General features: G+C 54.9%; 21 protein-coding genes. 16 read left to right on the top strand and 5 right to left on the bottom strand.

The features are described 5' to 3' along the window. Nucleotides 1–24: 24 nt before the first annotated feature. The 14 genes from JK231_RS06750 (at nucleotide 25) to JK231_RS06685 (ending at nucleotide 15,819) form a co-directional block, all read left to right on the top strand. Nucleotides 25–468, top strand: a complete 444-nt coding sequence (locus JK231_RS06750; RefSeq protein WP_034825074.1) for an NADH-quinone oxidoreductase subunit A — start codon at nucleotides 25–27, stop codon at nucleotides 466–468. Between the two features lie 15 nt (nucleotides 469–483). Continuing rightward, the gene (locus JK231_RS06745) at nucleotides 484–1,164 is read left to right on the top strand and encodes an NADH-quinone oxidoreductase subunit B (protein WP_007889318.1); all 681 of its coding nucleotides are present in this window, start codon (nucleotides 484–486) and stop codon (nucleotides 1,162–1,164) included. Between the two features lie 115 nt (nucleotides 1,165–1,279). Then, nucleotides 1,280–3,079: an NADH-quinone oxidoreductase subunit C/D gene (nuoC, locus tag JK231_RS06740; RefSeq protein ID WP_097116580.1), complete on the top strand. Its 1,800-nt coding sequence runs from the start codon at nucleotides 1,280–1,282 to the stop codon at nucleotides 3,077–3,079. Nucleotides 3,080–3,081: 2 nt separating this feature from the next. Then, nucleotides 3,082–3,597, top strand: a complete 516-nt coding sequence (nuoE, locus tag JK231_RS06735; RefSeq protein WP_058961298.1) for an NADH-quinone oxidoreductase subunit NuoE — start codon at nucleotides 3,082–3,084, stop codon at nucleotides 3,595–3,597. Nucleotides 3,598–3,599: 2 nt separating this feature from the next. Continuing rightward, entirely contained in the window at nucleotides 3,600–4,940 is a 1,341-nt protein-coding gene (gene nuoF / locus JK231_RS06730) for an NADH-quinone oxidoreductase subunit NuoF (protein ID WP_176505727.1), read from the top strand. A gap of 104 nt (nucleotides 4,941–5,044) precedes the next feature. Continuing rightward, nucleotides 5,045–7,768 carry an NADH-quinone oxidoreductase subunit NuoG gene (gene nuoG, locus JK231_RS06725; protein WP_160833460.1) on the top strand — a complete coding sequence of 908 codons (2,724 nt, stop codon included), beginning with the start codon at nucleotides 5,045–5,047 and terminating at the stop codon, nucleotides 7,766–7,768. Continuing rightward, nucleotides 7,765–8,742 carry an NADH-quinone oxidoreductase subunit NuoH gene (gene nuoH / locus JK231_RS06720; RefSeq protein WP_045813644.1) on the top strand — a complete coding sequence of 326 codons (978 nt, stop codon included), beginning with the start codon at nucleotides 7,765–7,767 and terminating at the stop codon, nucleotides 8,740–8,742. Before nuoG ends, nuoH begins: the two co-directional genes overlap by 4 nt. Nucleotides 8,743–8,753: 11 nt before the next feature. After that, nucleotides 8,754–9,296: an NADH-quinone oxidoreductase subunit NuoI gene (gene nuoI / locus JK231_RS06715; RefSeq protein ID WP_034825061.1), complete on the top strand. Its 543-nt coding sequence runs from the start codon at nucleotides 8,754–8,756 to the stop codon at nucleotides 9,294–9,296. Between the two features lie 10 nt (nucleotides 9,297–9,306). After that, nucleotides 9,307–9,858 carry an NADH-quinone oxidoreductase subunit J gene (nuoJ, locus tag JK231_RS06710; RefSeq protein WP_211728247.1) on the top strand — a complete coding sequence of 184 codons (552 nt, stop codon included), beginning with the start codon at nucleotides 9,307–9,309 and terminating at the stop codon, nucleotides 9,856–9,858. Next, nucleotides 9,855–10,157 carry an NADH-quinone oxidoreductase subunit NuoK gene (nuoK, locus tag JK231_RS06705; RefSeq protein ID WP_034825057.1) on the top strand — a complete coding sequence of 101 codons (303 nt, stop codon included), beginning with the start codon at nucleotides 9,855–9,857 and terminating at the stop codon, nucleotides 10,155–10,157. Before nuoJ ends, nuoK begins: the two co-directional genes overlap by 4 nt. Next, nucleotides 10,154–11,989: an NADH-quinone oxidoreductase subunit L gene (gene nuoL, locus JK231_RS06700; RefSeq protein ID WP_058961299.1), complete on the top strand. Its 1,836-nt coding sequence runs from the start codon at nucleotides 10,154–10,156 to the stop codon at nucleotides 11,987–11,989. Before nuoK ends, nuoL begins: the two co-directional genes overlap by 4 nt. A 220-nt stretch (nucleotides 11,990–12,209) precedes the next feature. Then, nucleotides 12,210–13,730, top strand: a complete 1,521-nt coding sequence (nuoM, locus tag JK231_RS06695) for an NADH-quinone oxidoreductase subunit M (RefSeq protein ID WP_034825053.1) — start codon at nucleotides 12,210–12,212, stop codon at nucleotides 13,728–13,730. Nucleotides 13,731–13,736: 6 nt separating this feature from the next. Further along, entirely contained in the window at nucleotides 13,737–15,200 is a 1,464-nt protein-coding gene (nuoN, locus tag JK231_RS06690) for an NADH-quinone oxidoreductase subunit NuoN (RefSeq protein ID WP_034825051.1), read from the top strand. 166 nt (nucleotides 15,201–15,366) lie between these two features. Then, nucleotides 15,367–15,819, top strand: a complete 453-nt coding sequence (locus JK231_RS06685) for a GNAT family N-acetyltransferase (RefSeq protein ID WP_097116582.1) — start codon at nucleotides 15,367–15,369, stop codon at nucleotides 15,817–15,819. Between the two features lie 149 nt (nucleotides 15,820–15,968). On the opposite strand, the gene JK231_RS06680 is transcribed toward JK231_RS06685, so the two are convergent. Next, a complete protein-coding gene (locus tag JK231_RS06680; protein WP_045813641.1) occupies nucleotides 15,969–17,627 on the bottom strand; it encodes a glucan biosynthesis protein in 1,659 nt (552 codons plus the stop codon). Nucleotides 17,628–17,918: 291 nt separating this feature from the next. Here JK231_RS06680 and elaB point away from each other — a divergent pair, with 291 nt between their 5' ends. Together elaB and JK231_RS06670 are read left to right on the top strand one after the other, a co-directional pair. Further along, nucleotides 17,919–18,227 carry a stress response protein ElaB gene (gene elaB, locus JK231_RS06675; RefSeq protein WP_034825045.1) on the top strand — a complete coding sequence of 103 codons (309 nt, stop codon included), beginning with the start codon at nucleotides 17,919–17,921 and terminating at the stop codon, nucleotides 18,225–18,227. 152 nt (nucleotides 18,228–18,379) lie between these two features. Further along, entirely contained in the window at nucleotides 18,380–19,576 is a 1,197-nt protein-coding gene (locus JK231_RS06670) for a nicotinamide mononucleotide deamidase-related protein YfaY (protein ID WP_097116583.1), read from the top strand. 59 nt (nucleotides 19,577–19,635) lie between these two features. Here the strand turns inward: JK231_RS06670 and yfaE are convergent, their stop codons facing one another. The 4 genes from yfaE to lsrK all read right to left on the bottom strand — a co-directional run bounded on the left by yfaE (nucleotide 19,636) and on the right by lsrK (nucleotide 25,417). Further along, nucleotides 19,636–19,896, bottom strand: a complete 261-nt coding sequence (gene yfaE / locus JK231_RS06665; RefSeq protein ID WP_058961303.1) for a class I ribonucleotide reductase maintenance protein YfaE — start codon at nucleotides 19,894–19,896, stop codon at nucleotides 19,636–19,638. Nucleotides 19,897–19,898: 2 nt separating this feature from the next. Next, the gene (gene nrdB / locus JK231_RS06660) at nucleotides 19,899–21,029 is read right to left on the bottom strand and encodes a class Ia ribonucleoside-diphosphate reductase subunit beta (protein ID WP_034825039.1); all 1,131 of its coding nucleotides are present in this window, start codon (nucleotides 21,027–21,029) and stop codon (nucleotides 19,899–19,901) included. Nucleotides 21,030–21,094: 65 nt separating this feature from the next. After that, nucleotides 21,095–23,380: a class 1a ribonucleoside-diphosphate reductase subunit alpha gene (gene nrdA / locus JK231_RS06655; RefSeq protein WP_097116584.1), complete on the bottom strand. Its 2,286-nt coding sequence runs from the start codon at nucleotides 23,378–23,380 to the stop codon at nucleotides 21,095–21,097. 465 nt (nucleotides 23,381–23,845) lie between these two features. Next, nucleotides 23,846–25,417, bottom strand: coding sequence for an autoinducer-2 kinase (lsrK, locus tag JK231_RS06650; RefSeq protein ID WP_211728246.1), 1,572 nt, complete (start codon nucleotides 25,415–25,417; stop codon nucleotides 23,846–23,848). Between the last annotated feature and the right edge of the window lie 173 nt (nucleotides 25,418–25,590).

The following is a 25,590-nucleotide window of genomic DNA, read 5'->3' as shown; positions in this document are numbered from 1 at the left end:
ACTTTTGATGAGTAAGCAAAGAGTATGTCGACAACCACAGAAGTGATCGCTCATCACTGGGCGTTTATTGTTTTTATTGTTATTGCATTTGGCCTGTGTGCCTTCATGTTGACCGGCGGTTGGTTGTTAGGTGGTCGTGCGCGGGCGCGCCATAAAGACACCCCGTTTGAATCGGGTATCGAATCCGTCGGTGATACCCATATTCGCCTCTCCGCTAAATTCTATCTGGTTGCGATGTTCTTCGTTATTTTCGACGTCGAAGCCCTCTATTTATACGCCTGGTCGACTTCAATCCGTGAGAGCGGATGGGTCGGCTTTGTCGAAGCCGCAATTTTCATTTTGGTGCTATTGGCAGGCCTGGTTTATCTGGTGCGCATCGGTGCACTGGATTGGGCTCCTGCGCGTCGTCGCGTAGTGGTCAAATCAATTCCGGTCAGTCACAACCACACCAACCCTCATAAGCAGTAAAAGCGAGGCAATAAGATGGACTACACGCTGACACGCGTAGACCCGAACGGCGGCGGTGATAACGATCGCTATCCGCTGCAGAAACAGGAGATTGTTACCGATCCTCTGGAGCAGCACGTTCATCGCAGCGTCTATATGGGCAAGCTCGAGCATGCCCTGCATGACATGGTGAACTGGGGTCGTAAAAACTCTCTCTGGCCGTACAATTTCGGTCTTTCCTGTTGCTACGTGGAAATGACCACGTCATTCACTGCGGTGCATGACGTGGCGCGTTTTGGTGCGGAAGTCATGCGCGCCTCCCCACGTCAGGCTGACTTTATGGTGATCGCCGGTACGCCGTTTACCAAAATGGCGCCGGTTATTCAGCGTTTGTATGACCAGATGCTGGAACCGAAATGGGTGATCTCCATGGGTGCTTGTGCAAACTCGGGCGGCATGTACGACATCTATTCTGTGGTGCAAGGCGTGGATAAATTCCTGCCGGTTGACGTGTACATTCCGGGCTGCCCACCGCGTCCTGAAGCTTACATGCAAGCGCTGCTGCTGCTGCGTGAGTCGATTGGTAAAGAGCGCCGTCCACTGTCGTGGGTGGTGGGTGATCAGGGCGTTTATCGCGCCAATATGCAGCCAGAGCGTGAGAGAAAACGCGGCGAGCGTATTGCCGTCACTAACCTGAGAACGCCAGACGAAGTCTAAGCTTCCCGTACACGGATGGCACAACGGCCGCAGCAGAACATCACAATTTAATGCGCGCCGCCATCCTGACGCCTTCTTTTAGCGCCTGATTACAGGCCGGAATGGTGAGTAACGTATGACAGATTTAACCACGCAAGATCTCGCTCAGCCTGCATGGCAAACCCGCGACCATCTGGATGATCCAGTGGTCGGCGAGCTGCGTAACCGTTTTGGGCCGGATGCCTTTACCGTTCAGGCCACCCGCACCGGTATTCCGGTCGTCTGGGTGAAACGTGAACAGTTACTGGAAATTGTCGAATTCCTGCGTAAGCTGCCAAAGCCGTACGTCATGCTGTATGACTTGCACGGTTTCGATGAGCGTTTACGTACCCACCGCGCCGGTCTACCCGCCGCGGATTTTTCCGTTTTCTATCACCTGCTGTCGATTGAACGCAACCGCGACATCATGCTCAAGGTGGCGCTGTCTGAAAACGATCTGAATGTGCCGACCATCACCAAAATCTTCGCCAATGCCAACTGGTATGAGCGCGAGACCTGGGAGATGTTTGGTATCACCTTTAATGGTCACCCGCACCTGACGCGCATCATGATGCCTCAGACCTGGGAAGGCCATCCGCTGCGTAAAGATTACCCGGCGCGTGCCACTGAGTTCGACCCGTTCGAACTGACCAAACAGAAAGAAGATCTGGAGATGGAGGCGCTGACCTTCAAGCCTGAAGACTGGGGCATGAAGCGTAGCACCACCAATGAGGATTTCATGTTCCTCAACCTGGGTCCTAACCACCCGTCCGCGCACGGTGCCTTCCGTATCATTCTGCAGTTGGATGGCGAAGAGATCGTCGACTGCGTGCCGGATGTCGGCTACCACCATCGTGGTGCTGAGAAGATGGGCGAGCGCCAATCCTGGCACAGCTACATTCCGTACACCGACCGTATCGAATATCTCGGCGGCTGCGTGAACGAGATGCCTTACGTGCTGGCGGTGGAAAAATTAGCCGGCATCACCGTGCCGGATCGCGTCAACGTGATCCGCGTGATGCTGTCAGAGCTGTTCCGTATCAACAGTCACTTGCTGTACATCTCCACCTTTATCCAGGACGTGGGCGCCATGACGCCGGTGTTCTTCGCCTTCACCGACCGTCAGAAAATTTATGACGTGGTTGAAGCGATTACCGGTTTCCGTATGCACCCAGCCTGGTTCCGCATCGGCGGCGTGGCGCACGATCTGCCGAAAGGGTGGGAGCGTCTGCTGCGTGAGTTCCTCGACTGGATGCCGAAGCGTCTGAAAGAGTATGACAAAGCCGCACTGCGTAACACCGTGCTGATGGGCCGTTCGCAAGGCGTTGCGGCGTACAACATGGATGAAGCGCTGGCGTGGGGTACCACCGGTGCTGGCCTGCGTGCCACCGGCCTCGACTTTGATGTGCGTAAATGGCGTCCATATTCAGGCTACGAAAACTTCGACTTTGAGATCCCGGTTGGCGCTGGCATCAGTGATGCTTACACCCGCGTTCAGCTCAAAATGGAAGAGATGTGGCAGTCACTGCGCATTCTGGAACAGTGCCTGAAAAACATGCCGGAAGGCCCGTTCAAAGCGGATCACCCGCTGACCACGCCGCCACCAAAAGAGCGCACGCTGCAACACATCGAAACCCTGATCACGCACTTCCTGCAAGTTTCGTGGGGCCCGGTCATGCCGGCCAACGAATCCTTCCAGATGATTGAAGCGACTAAAGGGATCAACAGCTACTACCTGACCAGCGATGGCAGCACCATGAGCTACCGCACCCGTGTGCGTACGCCAAGCTTCCCGCACCTGCAGCAGATCCCATCGGTGATCCGCGGCAGCCTGGTATCCGACTTGATCGTATACCTCGGTAGTATCGATTTTGTTATGTCAGACGTGGACCGCTAATTATGCACGATCAAAAAATTGCCATTCACACTATCGACCCTGATGAGGTCTTTGTGCTGAGCGAGACCGAGCACCACGCTATTGAGCACGAAAAACACCATTACGAGGATGCACGCGCCGCCTCAATTGAAGCGTTGAAGATCGTGCAGAAGCAGCGTGGATGGGTGCCAGATGGCGCCATCAATGCCATTGCTGAAGTGTTGGGCATTCCAGCCAGTGACGTAGAAGGTGTGGCGACGTTTTACAGCCAGATCTACCGCACGCCGGTTGGCCGTCACGTCATTCGTTATTGCGACAGCGTGGTGTGCCACATCACCGGTTTCCAGGGCATTCAGGCTGCGCTTGAGCAGAATCTGAATATCAAGCCGGGCCAGACCACAGCCGATGGCCGCTTTACCCTGCTGCCAACCTGCTGCCTGGGCAACTGTGACAAAGGCCCAACCATGATGGTGGATGAAGATACCCATGTTCATCTGACCCCGGAAGGTATCGCCAATCTGCTGGAGCAGTATCAATGACCATTAAACAGATCATTCGTACTGCGGAAACGCATCCACTCACCTGGCGTCTGCGCGACGACAAGCAGCCGGTGTGGATTGATGAATATCGCAGTAAAAACGGTTATGTCGGCGCTGATAAAGCACTGAAAGGCATGAGCCAGGACGAAATCGTTGCGGCAGTGAAAGACTCCGGTCTAAAAGGTCGCGGTGGCGCAGGCTTTAATACCGGCCTGAAGTGGAGCCTGATGCCGAAAGACGAATCCATGAACATCCGTTACCTGCTGTGTAACGCCGATGAAATGGAGCCGGGCACCTATAAAGACCGCCTGCTGATGGAGCAAATGCCGCACCAGTTGGTGGAAGGTATGCTGATCAGTGCGTTCGCCCTGAAAGCCTATCGTGGCTACATCTTCTTACGTGGCGAGTACATCGAAGCGGCCGTGCATCTGCGCCGTGCGATTGCCGAAGCCACCGAAGCGGGATACCTCGGTAAAAACATCCTCGGTACCGGTTTCGATTTTGAACTGATCGTGCACACCGGCGCGGGACGTTACATCTGTGGTGAAGAGACCGCGCTGATCAACTCACTGGAAGGTCGTCGTGCGAACCCGCGTTCTAAGCCACCGTTCCCGGCGAGTGCGGGCGTGTGGGGCAAGCCAACCTGCGTCAACAACGTGGAAACCTTGTCCAACGTCCCAGCCATCTTCCTCAACGGCGTTGACTGGTACAAGAACATCTCTACCAGCGAAGACACCGGTACCAAAATGATGGGCTTCTCAGGCCGCGTGAAAAATCCAGGCGTGTGGGAACTGCCGTTTGGCACGACCGCGCGTGAGATTCTGGAAGATTATGCCGGTGGCATGCGCGATGGCCTGAAATTTAAAGCCTGGCAGCCAGGCGGTGCGGGTACGGATTTCCTGACCGATCAACACCTTGATCTGCCAATGGAATTTGCCAGCATCGGTAAAGCCGGCAGCCGTTTAGGCACGGCATTGGCGATGGCGGTCGATCATGAAATTGGCATGGTTTCGCTGGTGCGTAATCTGGAAGAATTCTTTGCGCGCGAGTCCTGTGGCTGGTGTACGCCATGCCGTGATGGCTTGCCATGGAGCGTGAAGATCTTGCGTGCGCTGGAGCAGAAAAAAGGCCAGCCGGGTGACATCGAAACCCTGCTGCAACTCTGTCGCCAACTCGGCCCAGGGAAAACCTTCTGTGCCCACGCACCGGGTGCCGTTGAGCCATTGCAGAGCGCGATTAAATATTTCCGTGAAGAGTTTGAAGCCGGCATTGCGCCGCAGGTGTTTGGCAATACCCGATCGATCGGTGGTATTCAGCCCAACCTGCTGAAAGCGCGCTGGTAATCAGCCGCCGTACACGGAATTCACCCTGCGCCGACACGGCGCGGGGGACAGAATTAGATGTTTAACGCTCGTCTTAGGGCGAGCCTTACGGAAGCATGTTCACTATGGCTACAATCCATGTAGACGGTAAAGAATATGATGTGAACGGAGCGGACAACCTGTTGCAGGCGTGTCTCTCTCTGGGCCTTGATATTCCTTATTTTTGCTGGCATCCGGCGCTGGGAAGCGTGGGAGCCTGCCGCCAGTGTGCGGTGAAGCAATTCCAGAATGCCGAAGATACCCGTGGTCGTCTTGTTATGTCATGCATGACACCGGCGTCGGACGGCACCTTTATTTCCATCGACGATGGCGAAGCGAAAGAGTTTCGTGAAAGCGTGGTGGAATGGCTGATGACCAACCATCCGCACGACTGTCCAGTGTGCGAAGAGGGCGGTAACTGCCATCTGCAAGATATGACGGTCATGACGGGCCACAGCTTCCGTCGTTACCGCTTCACCAAACGTACGCACCAGAATCAGGATCTCGGCCCGTTCATCTCCCATGAAATGAACCGCTGTATCGCCTGCTATCGCTGCGTGCGTTACTACAAAGATTACGCAGACGGCAAAGATCTCGGCGTTTACGGTGCCCACGACAACGTTTACTTCGGTCGCCCGGAAGATGGCACGCTGGAGAGCGAGTTCTCCGGTAACCTGGTCGAGATCTGCCCGACCGGCGTATTCACCGATAAAACGCACTCCGAACGCTACAACCGTAAATGGGATATGCAGTTCGCACCGAGCATCTGCCAGCAGTGCAGCGTGGGTTGTAACACCAGCCCAGGCGAGCGTTATGGTGAACTGCGTCGTATCGAAAACCGTTACAACGGTACCGTAAACCACTACTTCCTGTGTGACCGTGGTCGTTTCGGTTATGGCTATGTGAACCGCAAAGATCGTCCACGTCATCCAGTACAGAAGCGCGGCAACGATTGGGTCAGTCTGAATGCCGAACAAGCGGTGAATGCCGCGGCTGACGTACTGCGTCAGGCGAAGCGTGTGATTGGGATTGGATCACCGCGTGCCAGCATTGAAAGCAACTTTGCGCTGCGTGAACTTGTCGGTGCGGAAAACTTCTCCACCGGTATGCCTGCCGCTGAGCAGGCACGCGTTGAGTTGATGCTGAAAGTACTGCAGGAAGGCGGTATTTACACGCCATCACTGCGCGAAATCGAAAGCTACGATGCGGTGCTGGTGCTGGGTGAAGACCTGACTCAGGTCGGTGCGCGTGTCGCACTTTCTGTGCGTCAGGCGGTGAAAGGTAAAGCACGTGAAATGGCAGCAGCCCAGAAAGTGGCTGACTGGCAGATCGCGGCGATCCTGAACATTGGTCAGCACGCCAAACATCCGCTATTTGTCACCAACGTTGATGAAACCCGTCTTGATGATATCGCCGCGTGGAGCTATCGCGCACCGGTGGAAGATCAGGCTCGTCTCGGCTTCGCTATTGCCAATGCGCTCGATGAAGCCGCTCCAGCCGTCAGTGGCTTTGACAGCAAGCTGAATGGCAAGCTGGATGTGGTGGTACAGGCGTTAGCCGGTGCCAAAAAACCACTGATTATTTCTGGTACTCACTCTGGCAGCACCGCGATGATTGAAGCGGCCGCCAACGTGGCAAAAGCACTGAAAGGTCGCGGTGCCGATGTCGGTATCACTTTCCTTGCCGGTGCAGCTAACAGCTTTGGTCTCGGCCTGATGGGGGGGCAATCGCTGGATAGCGCGCTGGAACAGCTGGATAAAGGCGAAGCGGAAGCGCTGGTGGTGTTGGAAAACGATCTTTACCGCCATGCACCGAAAGCCACCGTGGATGCGGCTTTGCACAACACCGCACACGTGATTGTGGTTGATCATCAACGCACTGCGACGCTGGAGAAAGCCGGTCTGGTGCTCTCGACGGCGAGCTTCGCAGAAAGTGATGGCACCTCGATCAACCAGGAAGGCCGCGCACAGCGTTTCTTCCAGGTTTACGATCCGTCTTATTACGACAACAGCATTGTGATGCTGGAGAGCTGGCGCTGGCTGCACTCGCTGCACAGCACTGTTGAAAGCCGTCAGATTGACTGGACGCTGCTTGATCACGTGATCGATGCCACCGTTGCAGCATTGCCACAGTTGAAAGGTATTAAAGACGCGGCGCCGGATGCAAGCTTCCGTATTCGCGGTCAGAAACTGGCGCGTTCACCGCACCGTAACAGTGGCCGTACCGCGATGCGTGCCAATATTAGCGTGCACGAACCGCGTCAGCCGCAAGACAAAGACACCATGTTTGCCTTCTCAATGGAAGGTAACAACCAACCAGGCGCACCACGTTCGCAGATTCCATTCGCCTGGGCTCCAGGCTGGAACTCCCCGCAAGCATGGAACAAGTTCCAGGCTGAAGTCGGTGGCAAACTGCGTCATGGCGATCCGGGTGTGCGTCTGTTTGAAGCGAGCGAAGGATCACTGCCGTGGTTCACCGCCGTGCCAGAAAGCTTTGTTGAAGGCAGCCAATATCGCGTTGCACCTTACTATCAGCTGTTTGGTAGTGAAGAGATGACTCAGCGTTCACCGACCTTCCAGAAGCGTATGTCGCCAGCTACGCTGGTGATTAACCCGGCTGATGCGGAGAAACTGGGCGTCAATAACGGCTCTGCGGTTGAACTGGTTTGTGCCGGTGAAACGCTGCGTCTGCCAGTACGCTTCTCCACTTCCCTGCAAGCAGGGCAGGTGGGTCTGCCGCTGGGTATGCCAGGTGTGCCGCCGTTCCTCTCAGGTGCGCAAGTTGACAAACTGCAGGAGGCTGCACAATGAGCTGGCTGACACCGGACGCTATCGACATCCTCATCCAGATCCTGAAAACCATTGTGATTCTGCTGGTGGTGGTGGGTTGTGGTGCCTTTATGAGTTTCGCCGAGCGTCGTCTGCTCGGCTTATGGCAGAACCGTTATGGACCGAACCGTGTTGGCTGGGGCGGCTCACTGCAGCTCGCCGCTGACATGATCAAAATGTTCTTCAAAGAGGACTGGGTTCCGCCGTTTACCGACCGCTTCATCTTTACTCTGGCACCGGTTATTGCCTTTGTATCGCTGCTGCTGGCGTTTGCCATCGTGCCGGTTTCACCGACCTGGATGGTGACAGATCTGAATATCGGTCTGCTGTTCTTCCTGATGATGGCCGGTCTGGCGGTTTACGCCGTGCTGTTCGCCGGTTGGTCGAGTAATAACAAATACTCACTGCTGGGTGCAATGCGTGCTTCCGCGCAGACGCTGAGCTACGAAGTGTTCCTGGGCCTGTCGCTGATGGGTGTGGTGGCGCAAGCCGGTTCATTCAACATGAACGCCATCGTCGAGAGCCAGACGCACTTGTGGAACATCATTCCGCAGTTCTTCGGCTTCGTGACCTTCTGTATCGCGGGTGTCGCGGTTTGTCACCGCCATCCGTTTGACCAGCCAGAAGCGGAACAAGAACTGGCCGATGGTTACCACATCGAATATGCCGGTATGAAGTTCGGTCTGTTCTTCGTCGGTGAATATGTGGCCATCACCACCGTTTCAGCGCTGATTGTCACGCTGTTCTTCGGTGGCTGGCACGGTCCATTCCTGCCGCCATTCATCTGGTTCGCCCTGAAAACGGCGTTCTTTATGGTGATGTTTATCCTGATTCGTGCTGCGCTGCCGCGTCCACGTTATGACCAGGTGCTGTCGTTCGGCTGGAAAGTGTGTCTGCCGTTGACGTTATTGAACCTGCTGGCGACCGCCGCAGTGATTCTGTACAGCGCGCAGTAAGGGGTTTTGAGATGACTTTAAAAGATATTGTCGTTGGCTTCGGCACGACAGTGCGCAGTATCTGGATGATAGGCATGCATGCCTTCGCCAAGCGCGAAACCCAGATGTATCCAGAAGAACCGGTTTACCTGCCGCCGCGCTACCGTGGCCGTATCGTGCTGACGCGCGATCCGGACGGCGAGGAGCGCTGTGTTGCCTGTAACCTGTGTGCGGTAGCCTGTCCAGTGGGTTGTATCTCACTGCAGAAAGCGGAAACGGTTGATGGTCGCTGGTATCCGGAGTTCTTCCGCATCAACTTCTCGCGCTGCATCTTCTGCGGTCTGTGCGAAGAAGCCTGCCCGACCACGGCGATTCAGCTGACCCCCGATTTTGAGTTGGGTGAGTTCAAGCGTCAGGATCTGGTGTACGAGAAGCAGGACCTGCTGATTTCCGGTCCGGGTAAATATCCGGAGTACAACTTCTATCGCATGGCGGGTATGGCGATCGACGGGAAAGAGAAGGGCGAAGCGGAAAACGAAGCCAAGCCAATCGACGTCAAAAGCTTGTTACCTTAAGGAGCCAGGTATGGAATTTGCGTTTTATCTTTGCGGACTGGTGGCGGTGCTAACGACATTGCGCGTTATCACTCACACCAATCCGGTACATGCGCTGCTGTACCTGATTGTTTCGCTGCTTTCGATTGCGGGCGTGTTCTTCTCAATGGGCGCTTACTTTGCCGGTGCGCTGGAGATCATCGTTTACGCCGGTGCCATTATGGTGCTTTTCGTGTTCGTGGTGATGATGCTGAACCTGGGCAAAACCCAGCAGGACCAGGAGCGCGAGTGGCTGAAGCCTTCGCTGTGGATTGGGCCTGGCATCGTCTCCCTGTTGCTGCTGGTGGTGATGATTTACGCCATTAGCACCGCGCACGATCAGGGCATTGATGGCAACGTTATCGATGCCAAAGCGGTGGGTATCAGTCTGTTTGGTCCTTACGTACTGGCGGTTGAGCTGGCGTCAATGCTGCTGCTGGCCGGTCTGGTGGTGGCCTTCCATATCGGACGTGAAGAGCGTCAGGGCGAAGTGCTGAGCAATCGCCATGCTGATGCACATGCGAATAAGGAGGATCACGCATGATCCCGTTACAACACGGCCTGATGTTGGCTGCTGTGCTGTTTGTTCTCGGCCTGACCTCGCTGGTACTGCGCCGCAATTTGCTATTTATGCTGATTGGTCTGGAGATCATGATCAACGCCGCCGCGCTCGCGTTGGTGGTAGCTGGCAGCTACTGGGGACAAGCTGACGGCCAGGTGATGTACATTCTGGCGATCAGCCTCGCGGCGGCGGAAGCCAGCATCGGCCTGGCCCTGCTGCTCCAGCTCTATCGTCGTCGTCAGACGCTGAACATTGACACAGTGAGCGAGATGCGCGGATGAATCTTCTCTATTTAACCGTATTATTTCCGCTGATTGGCTTCCTGCTATTGGCGTTTTCCCGTGGTCGCTGGTCGGAGAATCTGTCGGCAGCGGTGGGAATGGGATCGGTCGGTCTGGCGGCGTTGACCACCGTTTTCGTTGGTATGGATTTCTTCAGTAACGGTCAACAGCCTTTTACTCAGGCGTTGTGGACATGGATTCAGGTCGGCCACTTTGATATCAAAGTGAACCTGGTACTGGACGGCTTGTCTCTGACCATGCTGTCAGTGGTGACCGGCGTCGGCTTCTTCATCCACATGTTTGCTTCCTGGTACATGCGCGGTGAAGAGGGCTATTCACGCTTCTTCGCTTACACCAACCTGTTCATCGCGAGCATGGTGGTGTTGGTGCTGGCCGACAACCTGATGCTGATGTATCTCGGTTGGGAAGGCGTGGGCCTCTGCTCTTATCTGCTGATTGGCTTCTACTACAGCAATCCAGAAAACGGCAAGGCGGCGATGAAAGCGTTCATCATCACCCGCGTCGGTGACGTGTTCCTCGCATTCGCACTGTTCATTCTCTATAACGAACTGGGTACGCTGAACTTCCGCGAGCTGGTGGAACTGGCGCCGGCGCATTTCGCCGCTGACAACCACATGCTGCAGTGGGCAACCCTGATGTTATTGGGCGGTGCGGTCGGTAAATCTGCACAGTTGCCACTGCAAACGTGGCTGGCTGATGCGATGGCGGGTCCTACGCCGGTATCAGCTCTGATCCACGCCGCCACCATGGTAACCGCGGGTGTTTACCTGATTGCGCGTACCCATGGCTTGTTCCTGCTGACGCCGGAAGTGCTGCATCTGGTGGGTATTGTGGGGGCGATTACGTTGGTGCTGGCAGGCTTTGCCGCGCTGGTGCAAACCGACATCAAGCGCGTGCTGGCTTACTCTACCATGAGTCAAATCGGCTACATGTTCCTCGCGCTGGGCGTGCAGGCATGGGACGCGGCCATTTTCCACTTGATGACGCACGCCTTCTTCAAAGCACTGCTGTTCCTTTCTTCTGGTTCGGTCATTCTGGCCTGCCACCACGAGCAGAACATCTTCAAAATGGGCGGCCTGCGTAAGAGCATCCCACTGGTGTACACCTGCTTCCTGGTCGGCGGCGCTGCGCTGGCGGCACTGCCGCTGATTACCGCAGGTTTCTACAGTAAAGACGAAATCCTGTTTGGTGCGCTGGCGAATGGTCACATCAATCTGATGGTGGCGGGTCTGGTCGGTGCATTCCTGACCTCGATCTACACCTTCCGCATGATCTTCATCGTGTTCCACGGCGAAGAGAAAATTCATGCGCACGCGGGCAAAGGCATCACTCACCATCTGCCACTGATTGTGCTGTTAGTGCTCTCCACCTTCGTTGGCGCCATGATCACGCCACCGCTGGCGGGCGTGCTGCCGCAGAATGAATTCGGTGAGGGCGGAAAAGTGGCGCTGGAAATCACCTCAGGCGTGGTCGCGATTGTCGGCATCCTGATTGCTGCTGCCCTATGGCTTGGCAAACGCCAGCTGGTCACCAGTGTTGCCAATAGCGCGCCGGGCCGTTTCTTCGGCACCTGGTGGTTCGCGGCATGGGGCTTCGACTGGCTGTATGACAAGGTGTTTGTAAAACCTTATTTGGGCATTGCCTGGCTGCTGAAGCGCGATCCGCTGAACTCACTGATGAACCTGCCTGCGCTATTGTCGCGCATTGGTAATAAAGGCCTGGTGGTGAGCGAGAACGGTTACGTGCGCTGGTATGTGGCTTCCATGAGTGTCGGTGCCGTGGTGGTACTGGCGCTGATGCTGGTGATTTAAAGATTGATGAGCGGGGGCGAGAGAATCAAGGATTCTCTCATCCCAGAAGCGAATGTGAAAAATTGCCTGAATGACGAAGCGTTATTGATGTAGCCCGTTTCGTTGCCGTCAGTGTGCAGCAACCCAAGCGTATTTTGTACGTGAGGGTGGCGAGCGCTGACGGTGATGAACGTGGCAAGCAAGATAGCTCGAAATCAGGTTGAAAAAAGGGAAGTATGCCGTGCTATTACCTTGGCTAATAATCATACCTTTTGTTGGGGGTCTGCTTTGCTGGTTAGCAGAGCGCCTCGGCGCAAAAGTGCCGCGTTGGATCGCCATGATCACCATGGGGCTGACGCTGGCACTCGGTCTGCAGTTGTGGCTGCAGGGAGGCTATTCACTCACCCAGGCTGCAGGAATGCCGCAGTGGCAGTCGACTTTCTCGGTGCCATGGATTCCGCGCTTCGGCATTAACTTCCATCTGGCTATCGACGGTTTGTCACTGCTGATGGTGGTGCTGACCGGTCTGCTCGGGTTGATGGCGGTGCTCTGTTCCTGGAATGAAATCGAGAAGTATCAGGGCTTTTTCCACCTCAACCTGATGTGGATCCTCGGTGGTGTGATTGGCGTGTTCCTCTCCATCGACATGTTCCTGTTCTTCTTCTTCTGGGAAATGATGCTGGTGCCGATGTACTTCCTCATCGCGCTCTGGGGTCACAAAGCCTCTGACGGTAAAACCCGTATCTCGGCAGCGACCAAATTCTTCATCTATACCCAGGCTTCGGGTCTGGTGATGTTGATTGCGATTCTGGCGCTGGTGTTCGTGCACTACAACGCCACGGGCGTCTGGACCTTCAGCTACGAAGAACTGCTGAAAACGCCAATGTCGCACACCGTTGAATATCTGCTAATGCTCGGCTTCTTTATCGCTTTCGCAGTGAAAATGCCAGTGGTGCCCCTGCACGGCTGGTTGCCGGATGCGCACAGTCAGGCGCCAACTGCGGGTTCGGTTGACCTCGCAGGAATCTTGCTGAAAACGGCGGCGTATGGTCTGCTGCGTTTCAGCCTGCCACTGTTCCCGAATGCTTCCGCAGAGTTTGCGCCGATTGCTATGTGGCTCGGTGTTCTGGGTATCTTCTACGGTGCCTGGATGGCGTTCTCGCAGACGGATATCAAACGTCTAATTGCTTACACCTCCGTTTCGCACATGGGCTTCGTGCTGATTGCTATCTACACTGGCAGCCAGCTGGCGTTCCAGGGCGCGGTGATTCAGATGATTGCTCACGGCCTGTCCGCCGCAGCACTGTTCATCTTGTGTGGGCAGCTTTATGAGCGTCTGCATACCCGTGACCTGCGCCAGATGGGCGGTTTGTGGGGACGTATCAAATGGATTCCAGGCCTGTCGCTGTTCTTCGCGGTGGCCAACCTCGGTATGCCAGGCACCGGTAACTTTGTCGGCGAATTTATGATTCTGACCGGCAGTTTCCAGGTGGTGCCGGTGATTATCGTGATTGCCACCTTTGGTCTGGTGTTTGCCTCGGTGTATTCGCTGGTGATGATGCAGCGCGCTTACTACGGCGAAGCGAAATCGAAAGCTCCGCTGCCGGGCATGTCACCGCGTGAATTCATGACGATCGGCGTGCTGGTGGTGCTGCTGGTTCTGCTGGGTGTTTATCCACAGCCGATCCTTGATACCTCTCACGCTGCGATGAGCAATATTCAGCAGTGGTTTACCGCTTCAATTTCAACTACAAGGCCGTAATTCGCCATGACAATAACTCCTCAACATCTGATTGCGTTACTGCCGCTGTTGATCGTCGGATTGACGGTGGTGGTGGTGATGCTGTCCATTGCGTGGCGACGCAACCACTTTGTTAATGCCACGCTGACGGTCATTGGCCTGAACGTAGCGCTGTTTTCACTGTGGTTTGTCGGTCATGTCGGTGCCATGGATGTCACGCCGCTGCTGCGCGTTGACGGTTACTCAATGTTCTACACCGCGCTGGTGCTGCTGGCCAGCCTAGCAACCTGCACCTTTGCTTATCCGTGGCTGGCCGGTTTCCCGGACAACAAAGATGAGTTCTATCTGCTGGTGCTGATTGCGGCGCTCGGTGGCATCGTGCTGGCGAGTGCCAATCATCTGGCGGCGCTGTTCATTGGTATTGAACTGCTGTCACTGCCGCTGTTTGGTCTTATCGGTTACGCATTCCGTCAGAAACGTTCGCTGGAAGCGGCACTGAAGTACATGATCCTGTCCGCTGCAGCGTCTTCGTTCCTGATCTTTGGTATCGCGTTGATTTATGCCGATTCTGGCAGCCTGAGCTTTGTGCAACTGGGTAAAAGCCTGAATGACAGCATGATCCAACAGCCGCTGCTGCTGGTCGGTTTGGGCATGATGATTATCGGCCTCGGCTTTAAGCTGTCACTGGTTCCGTTCCACCTGTGGACACCAGACGTTTATCAGGGTGCGCCTGCGCCGGTTTCAACCTTCCTGGCCACCGCCAGCAAGATCGCCATCTTTGGTGTGGTGATGCGCTTGTTCCTGTACGCGCCAGTGACCGACAGCGAAGCCGTGCGCACCGTGCTCGGTGTTATCGCCTTTGTGTCGATTCTGTTCGGTAACCTGATGGCGATTTCGCAGAGCAACATCAAACGTCTGCTCGGTTACTCATCGATCGCGCATCTTGGCTATTTGCTGGTGTCGCTGATTGCGGTGAAAACCCATCAGCTGTCACTGGAAACGGCGGGTGTGTACCTGGCGGGTTACCTGTTCAGCAGCCTCGGCGCGTTCGGTGTGGTCAGCCTGATGTCCAGCCCGTACCGTGGCCCGGATGCGGATACGCTTTACTCTTATCGTGGTCTGTTCTGGCATCGTCCAATTTTGTCAGCGGTCATGACCGTCATGATGCTGTCTCTGGCCGGTATCCCGATGACGCTGGGCTTCATTGGTAAGTTCTACGTCATTGCTTCCGGTGTGAACGCGCATCTGTGGTGGTTAACCGCGGCAGTCGTTGCCGGCAGTGCGATCGGTCTTTACTACTATCTGCGTGTGACGGTGAGTCTGTACCTCAGCCCACCAGAAATGCACACGCGCGATCGTGACACGCCAGCCAACTGGGCGTTCACCGCCGGTGGTGTGGTGGTGCTGATCTCGGCGATTCTGGTGCTGCTGCTGGGTGTCTATCCTCAGCCACTGATTTCGCTGGTGCAGATGGCTCAGCCGCTGATGTAAATGCGCTTTGACCCCATGAATCAGGCCTCAGGGCCTGATTTTTTTTGCCTGTAATCTGAGAATACGATCACGGCAAGGCAATGCGGCAACCCTGTATGGCTGCTCAATCCCCGCGCGCTGTGATACTCTCAGGAGATCACTTTTTTCGCTCAGACAAGGAAGCATCATGGAAATGCAATGGCTTGATTGCCACCACAGTGAACTGAGTGCACAGCAGTTATATACCGTGCTGGCACTGCGCAATCACGTATTCATTGTGGAGCAGAACTGCCCCTATCAAGACGTAGATGGTCAGGATTTGCGAGCAGAGAATCGCCATATCATGGGCTTCCTTGACGGCAAATTATTGGCCTACGCTCGTGTGCTTACGCCCTCACTGGACAGCGCCCCGGTGATGATTGGTCGCGTGATCGTGTCCGAAGAAGCGCGTGGCCTGAAGTTGGGCTATCGACTGATGGAGAAAGCGCTGGAGAGCTGCGATACCCATTGGCCGCAACGCACTATTTATTTATCGGCGCAGGCCCATCTGGAAGGGTTTTACGGTCGTCTTGGCTTCAAAGCGGTGGGGGACGTTTACATGGAAGATAACATTCCACACATCGGTATGCAGAAAGCGTAATGGCGAGGAATACTCCTCGCCATTTATACCCGTCATACTTCAAATTTCCGGTGAGTTGGCTGCCTGGCTCACCCGAATCACTGACTTGAGTCAGCTCATCGGGCTCTCGTGTTTGCCGCCTTCCTGAAATTCGAACTTTTTAGGGGATATCAGCCCGGCGTCATCTGTCGGTCATCGGTGTATTTACGCTGATCCGGCGGCGGTGGGAAATACTGATACAGCCAGGTTTCACTTAAGGTCTCATCTTTGGTGCGCAGGAACAGGCGCATATCCACCGGCTTGGTGGAGTCGCTGTTCGGATACCAGTCAAACAAGATGCGGTAGCCGTTGAGGGGTTCAACATACAGAATCTCAACCTGCTTGATGGTACCGGCATTGACGGTGATCACCGGCTCAATACCTTTCGGCGCTGCGGCTTTCAGATCGCCACCGACGAAATCAATCGCAAAGCGACGGCACCACTGATCGGGGAAGTGTTCGCCCGGCGCCCAACCTTCCGGGAAGCCACCAATACCGGTACGTGTCGCATCCACGCGCGCCAGCCCGCTGCGCACAGGTGGCAGTTGGCTCCAGTAGAGTTTGTACTGGAAGTTAAATTCGCTGCCCGCTTTAACCGGTTCCGTTGGCTGCCAGAAGCACACTACGTTATCCAGGGTTTCACCGGTCGTCGGGATCTCCATCAGGTTGATGGCGCCTTTGCCCCACTTGCCAATTGGCTCAACCCACAGGCTTGGGCGTTTGTCATACCAGCCAATGACATCCTGATAATCTTTGAAGTCGTGATTGAGCTGCAACAGACCAAAACCACGTGGGTTTTCATCTTCATAAGCATTGAACTGTAAGCGTTGCGGGTTGTTCAGCGGACGTGCAATCCATTCCCCTTTTCCGGTCCACATTGCCAGACGATCGGAGTCATGGATTTGTGGATGATAGGTATTGCACATGCGACGCTCGTTGGTGCCGCAGCTAAACATACTGGTCATCGGCGAGATGCCGAGCTGACGAATGTCGTTACGAGCAAACAGGTGGTTTTCCACCTCCATCACCACGCGTTTCTCTTCGCAGTGGATAGTGAACTTGTACGCACCGGTGACGCTGGCGCCGTCCAGCAGCGCATAAACCACAAAGGTGGTATCGTCGGCTTTCGGTGTTTCAAACCAGAAGGCGGTAAAGTCAGGGAACTCCTCGTGGCCGTTGCTAAAGGTGTTGACTGCCACACCGCGCGCTGACAAGCCGTACTGGAAAGTTTCATCAACCGCACGGAAGTAGCTCGCGCCGAGGAACGAGACGATATCGCGACGCGCCAGTTCTGGTTTTTTAAACGCGCGGAAACCGGCGAAGCCCAAATCGGTTTTGCCGACCAGCTGCTGGGTATCGACATTAGCGTTGTGATAGTTAAACAGTTCGGGGCGGAAGTGGATTTCGCGCGCTTCACGGCTATCGGCATCCACGGAGAACATACGGATACGACGTTTAAAGCCCATCCCCACGTGGAAGAACTGCACATCTAACTCGCGATCGGGAATGTTGTTCCACAGCGAATGGTTGGCATCGTACTGAATTTCGTTGTAAGCCTGCGGTGTCAGATTGGCCAGGGTGTCAGGAAGCGGGCCGGGTGCGCCGCCCCAGGGCTGTTTCGCCAGCGCGGATGCTTTCTTTTTCAGTGAGTCGAAATCGAAGCGCACTGCGGTGCCGTCGGCGATGCCATCATCGGCCCAGGCGGACTGCGCAAACAGCGAGGAGAGCCCGGTCATGCCGCTTGCGGCAGAGAGGGCCATGGACGCTTTCATAAATTTTCTACGATTCATGCCGGAAATCTAATCCTTAGCTGCTCTGGTGTGTTGTGACTGTCGTAAGACGCATTGCGTCTGGCTACAAGGGGATACGACAGTCGCGAAATTAAAAAATTCAGTCTGACAAAAATTTATCAGATTAATCAAATAAGCGAAGCAGATTTCACGCTGCAACAGCGCGGATTACGCAACTTTGCATTGAGTCGAGCAAAAACCAGCGTAATCCGAATCCCTTGCGCGCAGCAAATACCGAATTTATGACTATAGTTAAACGACGATAAGTGACGAGCATGGAGGAAGTATAACGTGTCATCTTCAGATCAATTTGAAACTCGCCTTGATGACGACCTGGCGCTACTGACAGAAACTTTGGAAGAAGTACTGAAATCGTCGGGTGATCCGGCCGATCAAAAGTACATCGAATTGAAACTTAAAGCGGAACAAGCGCTGGAAGACGTGAAGAATCGCGTTAGCCAGGCTTCTGACAGCTATTATTACCGTGCCAAAAAAGCGGCCTACCGTGCCGACGATTATGTGCATGAAAAACCGTGGCAGGGGATCGGCATTGGCGCCGCCGCTGGCCTGTTTGTCGGTTTACTGTTGGCCCGCCGCTAAATTGTCGGGGCGTAACGCCAGTTACGCCCGATTCCTCTTTTTTACCGCGTTATCCCTCTCATTTGTCTCGAATCCTTGTTTCGCATCAACGGCGATTGTGTTTCGCGTGCGCGCTTTCTACAGTAAAGCGACAGGGATAAGGAGAAAGTAACGTGATACGTGTTGAAATGCTCTCTACGGGCGATGAAGTGTTGCATGGCCAGATTGTCGATACCAACGCCGCATGGCTCGCGGATGTGCTGTTCCAGCACGGTTTGCCAATGACCAGCCGCAGTACCGTGGGTGACGCGATGTCCTCACTGGTAGAGGCGCTGCAGAGTCGCAGCCAGATTGCCGATGTGCTGATTGTGAACGGCGGCCTTGGGCCAACCAGCGACGATCTTAGCGCGCTGGCGGCAGCTACCGCGTGTGGTACCGAATTAGTGATCCAGCAAGAATGGCTGGAAAAAATGGAAGCCTGGTTTGCCAGCCGTGGACGCATCATGGCGCCGAGCAACCGCAAGCAGGCGGAAATTCCGGCGAATGCCGAGCTGATTGATAATCCGGTGGGGACCGCGTGTGGCTTTGCACTTCAGCTCAATCGCTGCTGGATATTCTTCACGCCGGGCGTGCCGTCCGAATTTAAAGTGATGGTCGAGCAGGAGATCATTCCGCGTTTGAAAGCGCGTTTTGATTTACCTGAGCCGCCGCTGTGTTTGCGTCTGACTACCTTTGGTCGCGGCGAGAGTGACATTGCTGCCGAACTGGAGCCGTTACCGTTGCCGGAAGGTGTGGTAATGGGCTATCGCTCATCAATGCCAATCATTGAAATCAAACTCACCGGACCGGCCAGCCAGCGCGTGGCGATGGAACAGGCGTGGCAGCAGGTTAAGCTGCTGCTGGCGGAATGCACTATCTTCGAAGGCACTGAAGGTTTGCCTGCTTTGTTAGCGCGTGAGTTGCAACAGCGTGGTTTCCGGCTGGCGCTAAGCGAGCAATATACGGCGGGATTCCTCAACTGGCAGCTGGCATCAGCAGACGTGCCGCTCAGCGCAGCAGAGATTCTGCCTCCTCATGATGAACCGCTGGAATCCCAGGTCGAGCGCACGCGCGATCTGGCCGCACATCACGGCACGGTATTGGCGCTGTCGGTGGGCAATCTGGAAGAGGGCGAAGTGGCGATTGCGCTGCATACGCCGGAAGCCAGCTGGGGCCAGCGCGTGAAGTTCACCCATGGGCGTCACAATGTTGAAACCCGGCAGAAAGTCGTGGCGATGATGGCGATGAACATGCTGCGTCGCTGGCTGCACGGCAGTGAAGTCAGTAACGGGCATGGCTGGATTGATGTGCTGGAAGCTGTGAAACAGTAGGAATGTGGGCAGGCTTTGCCATGAATTTCACCGGGGCGCCATTGATGGCGACCCGGTGTTTAAATCTCGATCTCAATCTCCCCTTTGGCGCGGCAGCAGCAGGGCAAAATCTCACCCTTCTGAATAAACGCCAATGGGGTTTCCGCGTAAGCCACTTCGCCTTTTAGCAAGCGCATGCGGCATGAACCGCAGTAGCCTTCACGGCACTGAAACTCTACGCAAACATTGTGCGCTTCCAGTGCCGTCAACAGATTGGGATGATCTTCTGCGCACTCCAGCCGGGAGCCGGAACTGCGCAGAATAACAACAGAACGACTCATGCTTACAGCTGGAAGTCGTTGAAGTCGTCTTCGCCGACTTCGGCATCAATCTGACCCACCAGGTAAGAACTGACTTCCACTTCCTGCGGTGCCACCTGCACGTTATCTGATACCAACCAGGAGTTGATCCATGGAATCGGGTTAGAACGCGTCTGGAACGGCAGATCGAGGCCAACCGCTTGCATGCGAATGTTGGTGATGTACTCAATGTACTGGCACAGAATGTCTTTATTCAGACCGATCATCGAGCCACCGCTGAACAGATAATCTGCCCACTCTTTCTCTTGCTCGGCGGCTTTCTTGAACAGGTCGAAACACTCATCACGGCACTCGGCGGCGATCTCTTTCATTTCAGGATCATCTTCACCGGTGCGCAGCAGGTTCAGCATGTGCTGAGTGCCGGTCAGGTGCAGAGCTTCATCGCGCGCAATCAGTTTGATGATTTTGGCGTTACCTTCCATCAGCTCGCGCTCGGCGAAGGCGAATGAACAGGCGAAGCTGACGTAAAAGCGAATCGCTTCCAGTGCGTTAACGCTCATCAGGCAGATATACAGCTGCTTTTTCAGCGCACGCAGATTCACGGTCACGGTTTTACCCGCCACTTCGTGCGTGCCTTCTCCCAGCAGATGCCAGTAGCTGGTCATCTCGATCAGATCGTCGTAATACTTCGAGATGTCCTGTGCACGCGCCAGAATCTGCTCGTTAGTGACGATGTCGTCAAACACCAGTGAAGGATCGTTGACGATGTTACGGATGATATGGGTGTAAGAGCGCGAGTGGATGGTCTCAGAGAACGCCCAGGTTTCGATCCAGGTTTCGAGTTCTGGAATCGAAATCAACGGCAGCAGGGCCACGTTAGGGCTGCGACCCTGAATGGAATCCAGCAGCGTCTGGTATTTCAGGTTGCTGATAAAGATGTGTTTTTCGTGATCTGGCAGCGCCTGATAATCGATACGATCGCGTGAGACATCCACTTCTTCCGGACGCCAGAAGAAGGAGAGCTGTTTTTCGATCAGCTTTTCAAAAATGTCATATTTCTGCTGGTCGAAACGGGCAACGTTCACTGACTGGCCGAAGAACATCGGTTCTAACAGCTGGTCGTTTTTGTTCTGCGAAAATGTGGTGTAAGCCATGGCTAAGTCCAAAAGTGATGAGGGCCGACCATTGCCGGCCCTGACAAGATAGGGCGTCTGACTAATTAAATCTTACAAGCGCCGCTTTCGCAGCCGTCATCCTGAATGGAAGGAGCCAGGTCGTCCTGCGCATCTTCCGCACCATCACGGGTGTTTTGGTAGTACAGGGTTTTCACGCCAAATTTATACGCGGTCAGCAGATCTTTCAGCAGCTGTTTCATCGGCACTTTGCCATTGGCAAAACGGCTTGGATCATAGTTGGTGTTCGACGAAATCGCCTGATCGATAAATTTCTGCATCACACCAACCAACTGTAAGTAACCGTCGTTAGAGGGCATTTCCCACAGCAGTTCGTACTGATCTTTCAGACGCTCATACTCTGGCACCACCTGACGCAAAATACCGTCTTTGGATGCTTTGATGCTGATGTGACCACGCGGTGGCTCAATACCGTTGGTGGCGTTTGAAATCTGCGAAGAGGTTTCAGACGGCATCAGGGCAGAGAGCGTGGAGTTACGCAGACCGTGCGTAACGATCGACTCACGCAGACCTTCCCAATCCAGGTGCAACGGCTCGCTGCAAACGGCGTCGAGATCCTTTTTATAGGTGTCGATCGGCAGAATGCCCTGTGAGTAGGTGGTCTCTTTGAACCACGTACAGGCACCTTGCTCTTTTGCCAGCTCGTTCGAGGCTTTCAGCAGGTAGTACTGGATCGCTTCAAAGGTTTTATGCGTCAGGTTGTTGGCGCTGCCATCAGAATAACGCACGCCGTTTTTCGCCAGATAATAAGCGTAGTTGATCACGCCAATACCCAGAGTACGACGACCCATTGCGCCGCGTTTTGCCGCCGGGATGGGGTAATCCTGATAATCCAGCAGGGCATCCAGCGCACGTACCGCGAGGGTCGCCAGCTCTTCCAAATCGTCGAGACTGTCAATCGCACCAAGGTTAAACGCAGACAGCGTACACAGGGCAATTTCGCCGCTTTCATCATTGACGTCGTTCAGCGGTTTGGTCGGCAGCGCGATTTCCAGGCACAGGTTAGACTGGCGGACGGGCGCGATAGCCGGATCAAACGGGCTGTGGGTGTTGCAGTGATCGACGTTCTGGATGTAGATACGGCCAGTAGAAGCACGTTCCTGCATCATCAGTGAGAACAGTTCAACTGCTTTCACGCGCTGTTTGCGGATGCTGTCGTCTTTCTCGTATTTGGTGTACAGACGCTCAAACTCGTCCTGATCGGCGAAGAACGCATCGTACAGACCTGGCACGTCAGACGGGCTGAACAGGGTGATCTCTTCACCTTTCAACAGACGGGTATACATCAGCTTGTTGATCTGTACGCCGTAGTCCATGTGACGTACGCGGTTGCCTTCAACGCCACGGTTGTTTTTCAGCACCAGCAGGCTTTCCACTTCCAGATGCCACATTGGGTAGAACAGGGTGGCTGCACCGCCACGTACGCCGCCTTGTGAGCACGACTTCACTGCCGTCTGGAAATGTTTATAGAACGGGATGCAACCGGTATGGAAGGCTTCGCCGCCACGGATTGGGCTACCCAGCGCACGAATGCGACCAGCGTTGATACCGATACCCGCACGCTGCGACACGTATTTTACGATAGCGCTGGAGGTGGCATTGATGGAATCAAGGCTGTCACCGCATTCGATCAAGACGCAAGAGCTGAACTGACGCGTTGGGGTACGCACGCCAGACATGATTGGCGTCGGCAGTGAGATCTTGAAGGTGGACACGGCATCATAGAAGCGACGCACGTAATCCATACGCGTCTCACGCGGATAACCGGAGAACAGGCATGCAGCAACCAGAATATACAGGAACTGGGCACTCTCGTAGATTTCACCGCTCACACGGTTCTGCGCCAGGTATTTACCTTCCAGCTGCTTCACCGCAGCGTAAGAGAAGTTCATGTCGCGCCAGTGGTCGATGAAGCCGTCCATCTGCTCGAACTCTTCTACGCTGTAATCTTCCAGCAGGTGACGGTCGTATTTGCCCATCTCAACCATTTTCACGACCTGATCGTACAGCTTCGGCGGCTCAAACTGGCCGTACGCTTTTTTACGTAGGTGGAAGATGGCGAGGCGAGCAGCCAGGTACTGGTAATCCGGCGCATCACGGGAGATCAGGTCTGCAGCGGCCTTGATGATGGTCTCATGGATATCAGAAGTACGAATTCCATCGTAGAACTGAATGTGGGAGCGCAACTCAACCTGAGACACGGAGACGTTATTCAGCCCTTCAGCGGCCCAATCCAGTACCCGGTGAATCTTATCGAGATCAATGCGCTCCTGGCGGCCATCGCGTTTAGTAACGAGCAGACTTTGGTTCATGTCGCGTGTTTACCTGTCCATGAAAGAGTGAGTTATCCCCCATCTATTCACAAGGCCTATGCACAAGCCGCTCGTTGTGAGTAAGCCTGTGGATAAACACTATATATAGGGGGTGCGGGAAGTTTGAACAACAATATGGTGAGTATTCTAGTCAGCATTCTGATCATCACAAGAGTTGATTTTCGCGAAAAAATCCGTCCAGGGGGGTAGCGAAATTCCTGGATCCCCATTCCATAAGGCCTGCCAATGGTGTCAACTGCCAGCGACTTTTTTTTCACTTTTTGATCGAGCGCGTGTTTATTGCTCAAAGGTTCTCATCACGGAAATTTCTGAAGTCAAAAAAGCCCTGACAAGGCCGCCAGTAGCGAACTTATCTAAAATTGCTTATGAATTTTTTGTGACCAATCCAGCCTACAAAAATGCGTGGCATGCGTCTAAAAGGAAATTGATCTGGATAGCAGTGAGTTACAAACCTGGCGCTTTCCACATCGAGGTGGTTAACCCACTGTCCACCAGGGTGAGTTGGTCGGCATAGACTTTCTGCCAGTTGGCTTTTTGCTGTTGATAGAGTTGGTGGTGTTCTGCGTTGGGGTGAAATTCGCGCTCCCAGCGTACTAATGCTTGCCCGGTTTCCTGCAAACTGCGATAAACCCCAGCGGCGACGCCAGCCGCAATCGCGCAGCCCAGGGCGGTGGCTTCTTTCACCTGCGGCACTTTGACCGTCAGCCCCGTGACATCGCTCAAAATCTGGCTCCACAATTTGCCCTTCGCACCGCCTCCGGCAAACACTATCTGTGAGGTTTGGACACCGGAAAAGGCGGCCACCAGATCCAGATTGCAGGCCGAAACAATCGCGGCATTCTCTTCCAGCGCACGGAAGAGCGTCTGTTTATTGCAGCGTTCGGGGTCGATGGAAAGATTAATAAAGGAAGGCGCAGCGTGATACCACTTGTTGAAGTGCATTGCATCTGAGAACACCGGCATCACGCCCCACGAACCGGCGGGGACGCGTGCCGCCATCTCTTCCAGCAGGCTGTAGCAATCCACACCCAGCCGCTCCGCCAGCAGTTTCTCTTCGCTGCAAAAGGCATCACGGAACCAGCGCATCGTGAGGCCGGTAAAGAAACTGATCGCTTCCGCCTGCGCCATACCGGGGATCACATGCGGATTCACGCGAATGTTCATTTGAGGATCAATCTGCGGCTGCGGCAGATTCACCACCTGCTGCCAGAAAGTGCCGCCGAGCACAGCAGTTTCCCCCGCATTCACGACACTTAACCCCAGTGTCCCCAACTGCACATCACCGCCGCCCATGCCAACCACTGTGCCTTGCACCAGCCCACACTGACGAGCGGCTTCGGCTGTCACGGTTCCCAGTTGCGTACCGGTTTCGGCCACGGGTGACAATATATCGCCGCGCAAACCCGCCATCTCCAGCAAATCAGGCCGCCAGTTTCGGGTGCGTAAATCCAGCAGGCCGGTGGTGCCCGCGTTGGAGGGATCCACTGCCAGTTCGCCACTCAGGCATTTTGCCAGCCAGTCGCTGATCATCGACAGCGTTGCCGCCTGACGATAAATATCGGGTCGATGATGCGCCAGCCATAACAGGCGTGGCATTGCCCCAAGTGCCAGGGTTTGCCCTGAGCACTGATAGATTTCACGCTCAAACTCGCCGTGATGAATCTCTTTCAGCTCACTCACTTCGCGGCTGGCGCGGGCATCCACGTTGGCACAGGCCCAAATTGCTTCGCCAGCTTTGTTATAGAGCACGATCCCTTCGCGCATCGAGCAGCAGGCCACGCTGCGAATCGCGCTGGCTGGCAACTGCGACTGTTGCAGCACCTGCTGAATACACTGACAGGCGAGTTGCCAGTTGTGGCTCAGATCAAACTCCATCGATCCCGGCACGTCGGGCAGGGCGAGGTGCCGCCATTCAGCTTGCGCCACGGCGACCTGTTCACCCTGAAGATTGAAAATCACGGCGCGAATACTGCCAGTACCGGCGTCGAGCGCCATCAAATGCGGGGCGTGTGACATCGCAAAACTCCTGTTGAAACGGAAAAGTGCTCCACGCCGACGGCCCAACGGGTGTTACTGCAAAGATAGCTGTGCGCGAGGGTTTTCACCTCCAGATGAACGGCTTAGCCCACCGCTGAAAGTTTGAACTGTGATCGCTGCGAGAGTTTTATTAAACAAGCTTTACCAGGATT

This window comes from Pantoea sp. JGM49 (assembly GCF_018257655.1).
GTDB classification, from domain to species: Bacteria; Pseudomonadota; Gammaproteobacteria; order Enterobacterales; family Enterobacteriaceae; genus Pantoea; species Pantoea communis.
Note: the sequence above shows the minus strand (reverse complement) of the source record. Positions and strands in the feature narration are given on the sequence as shown.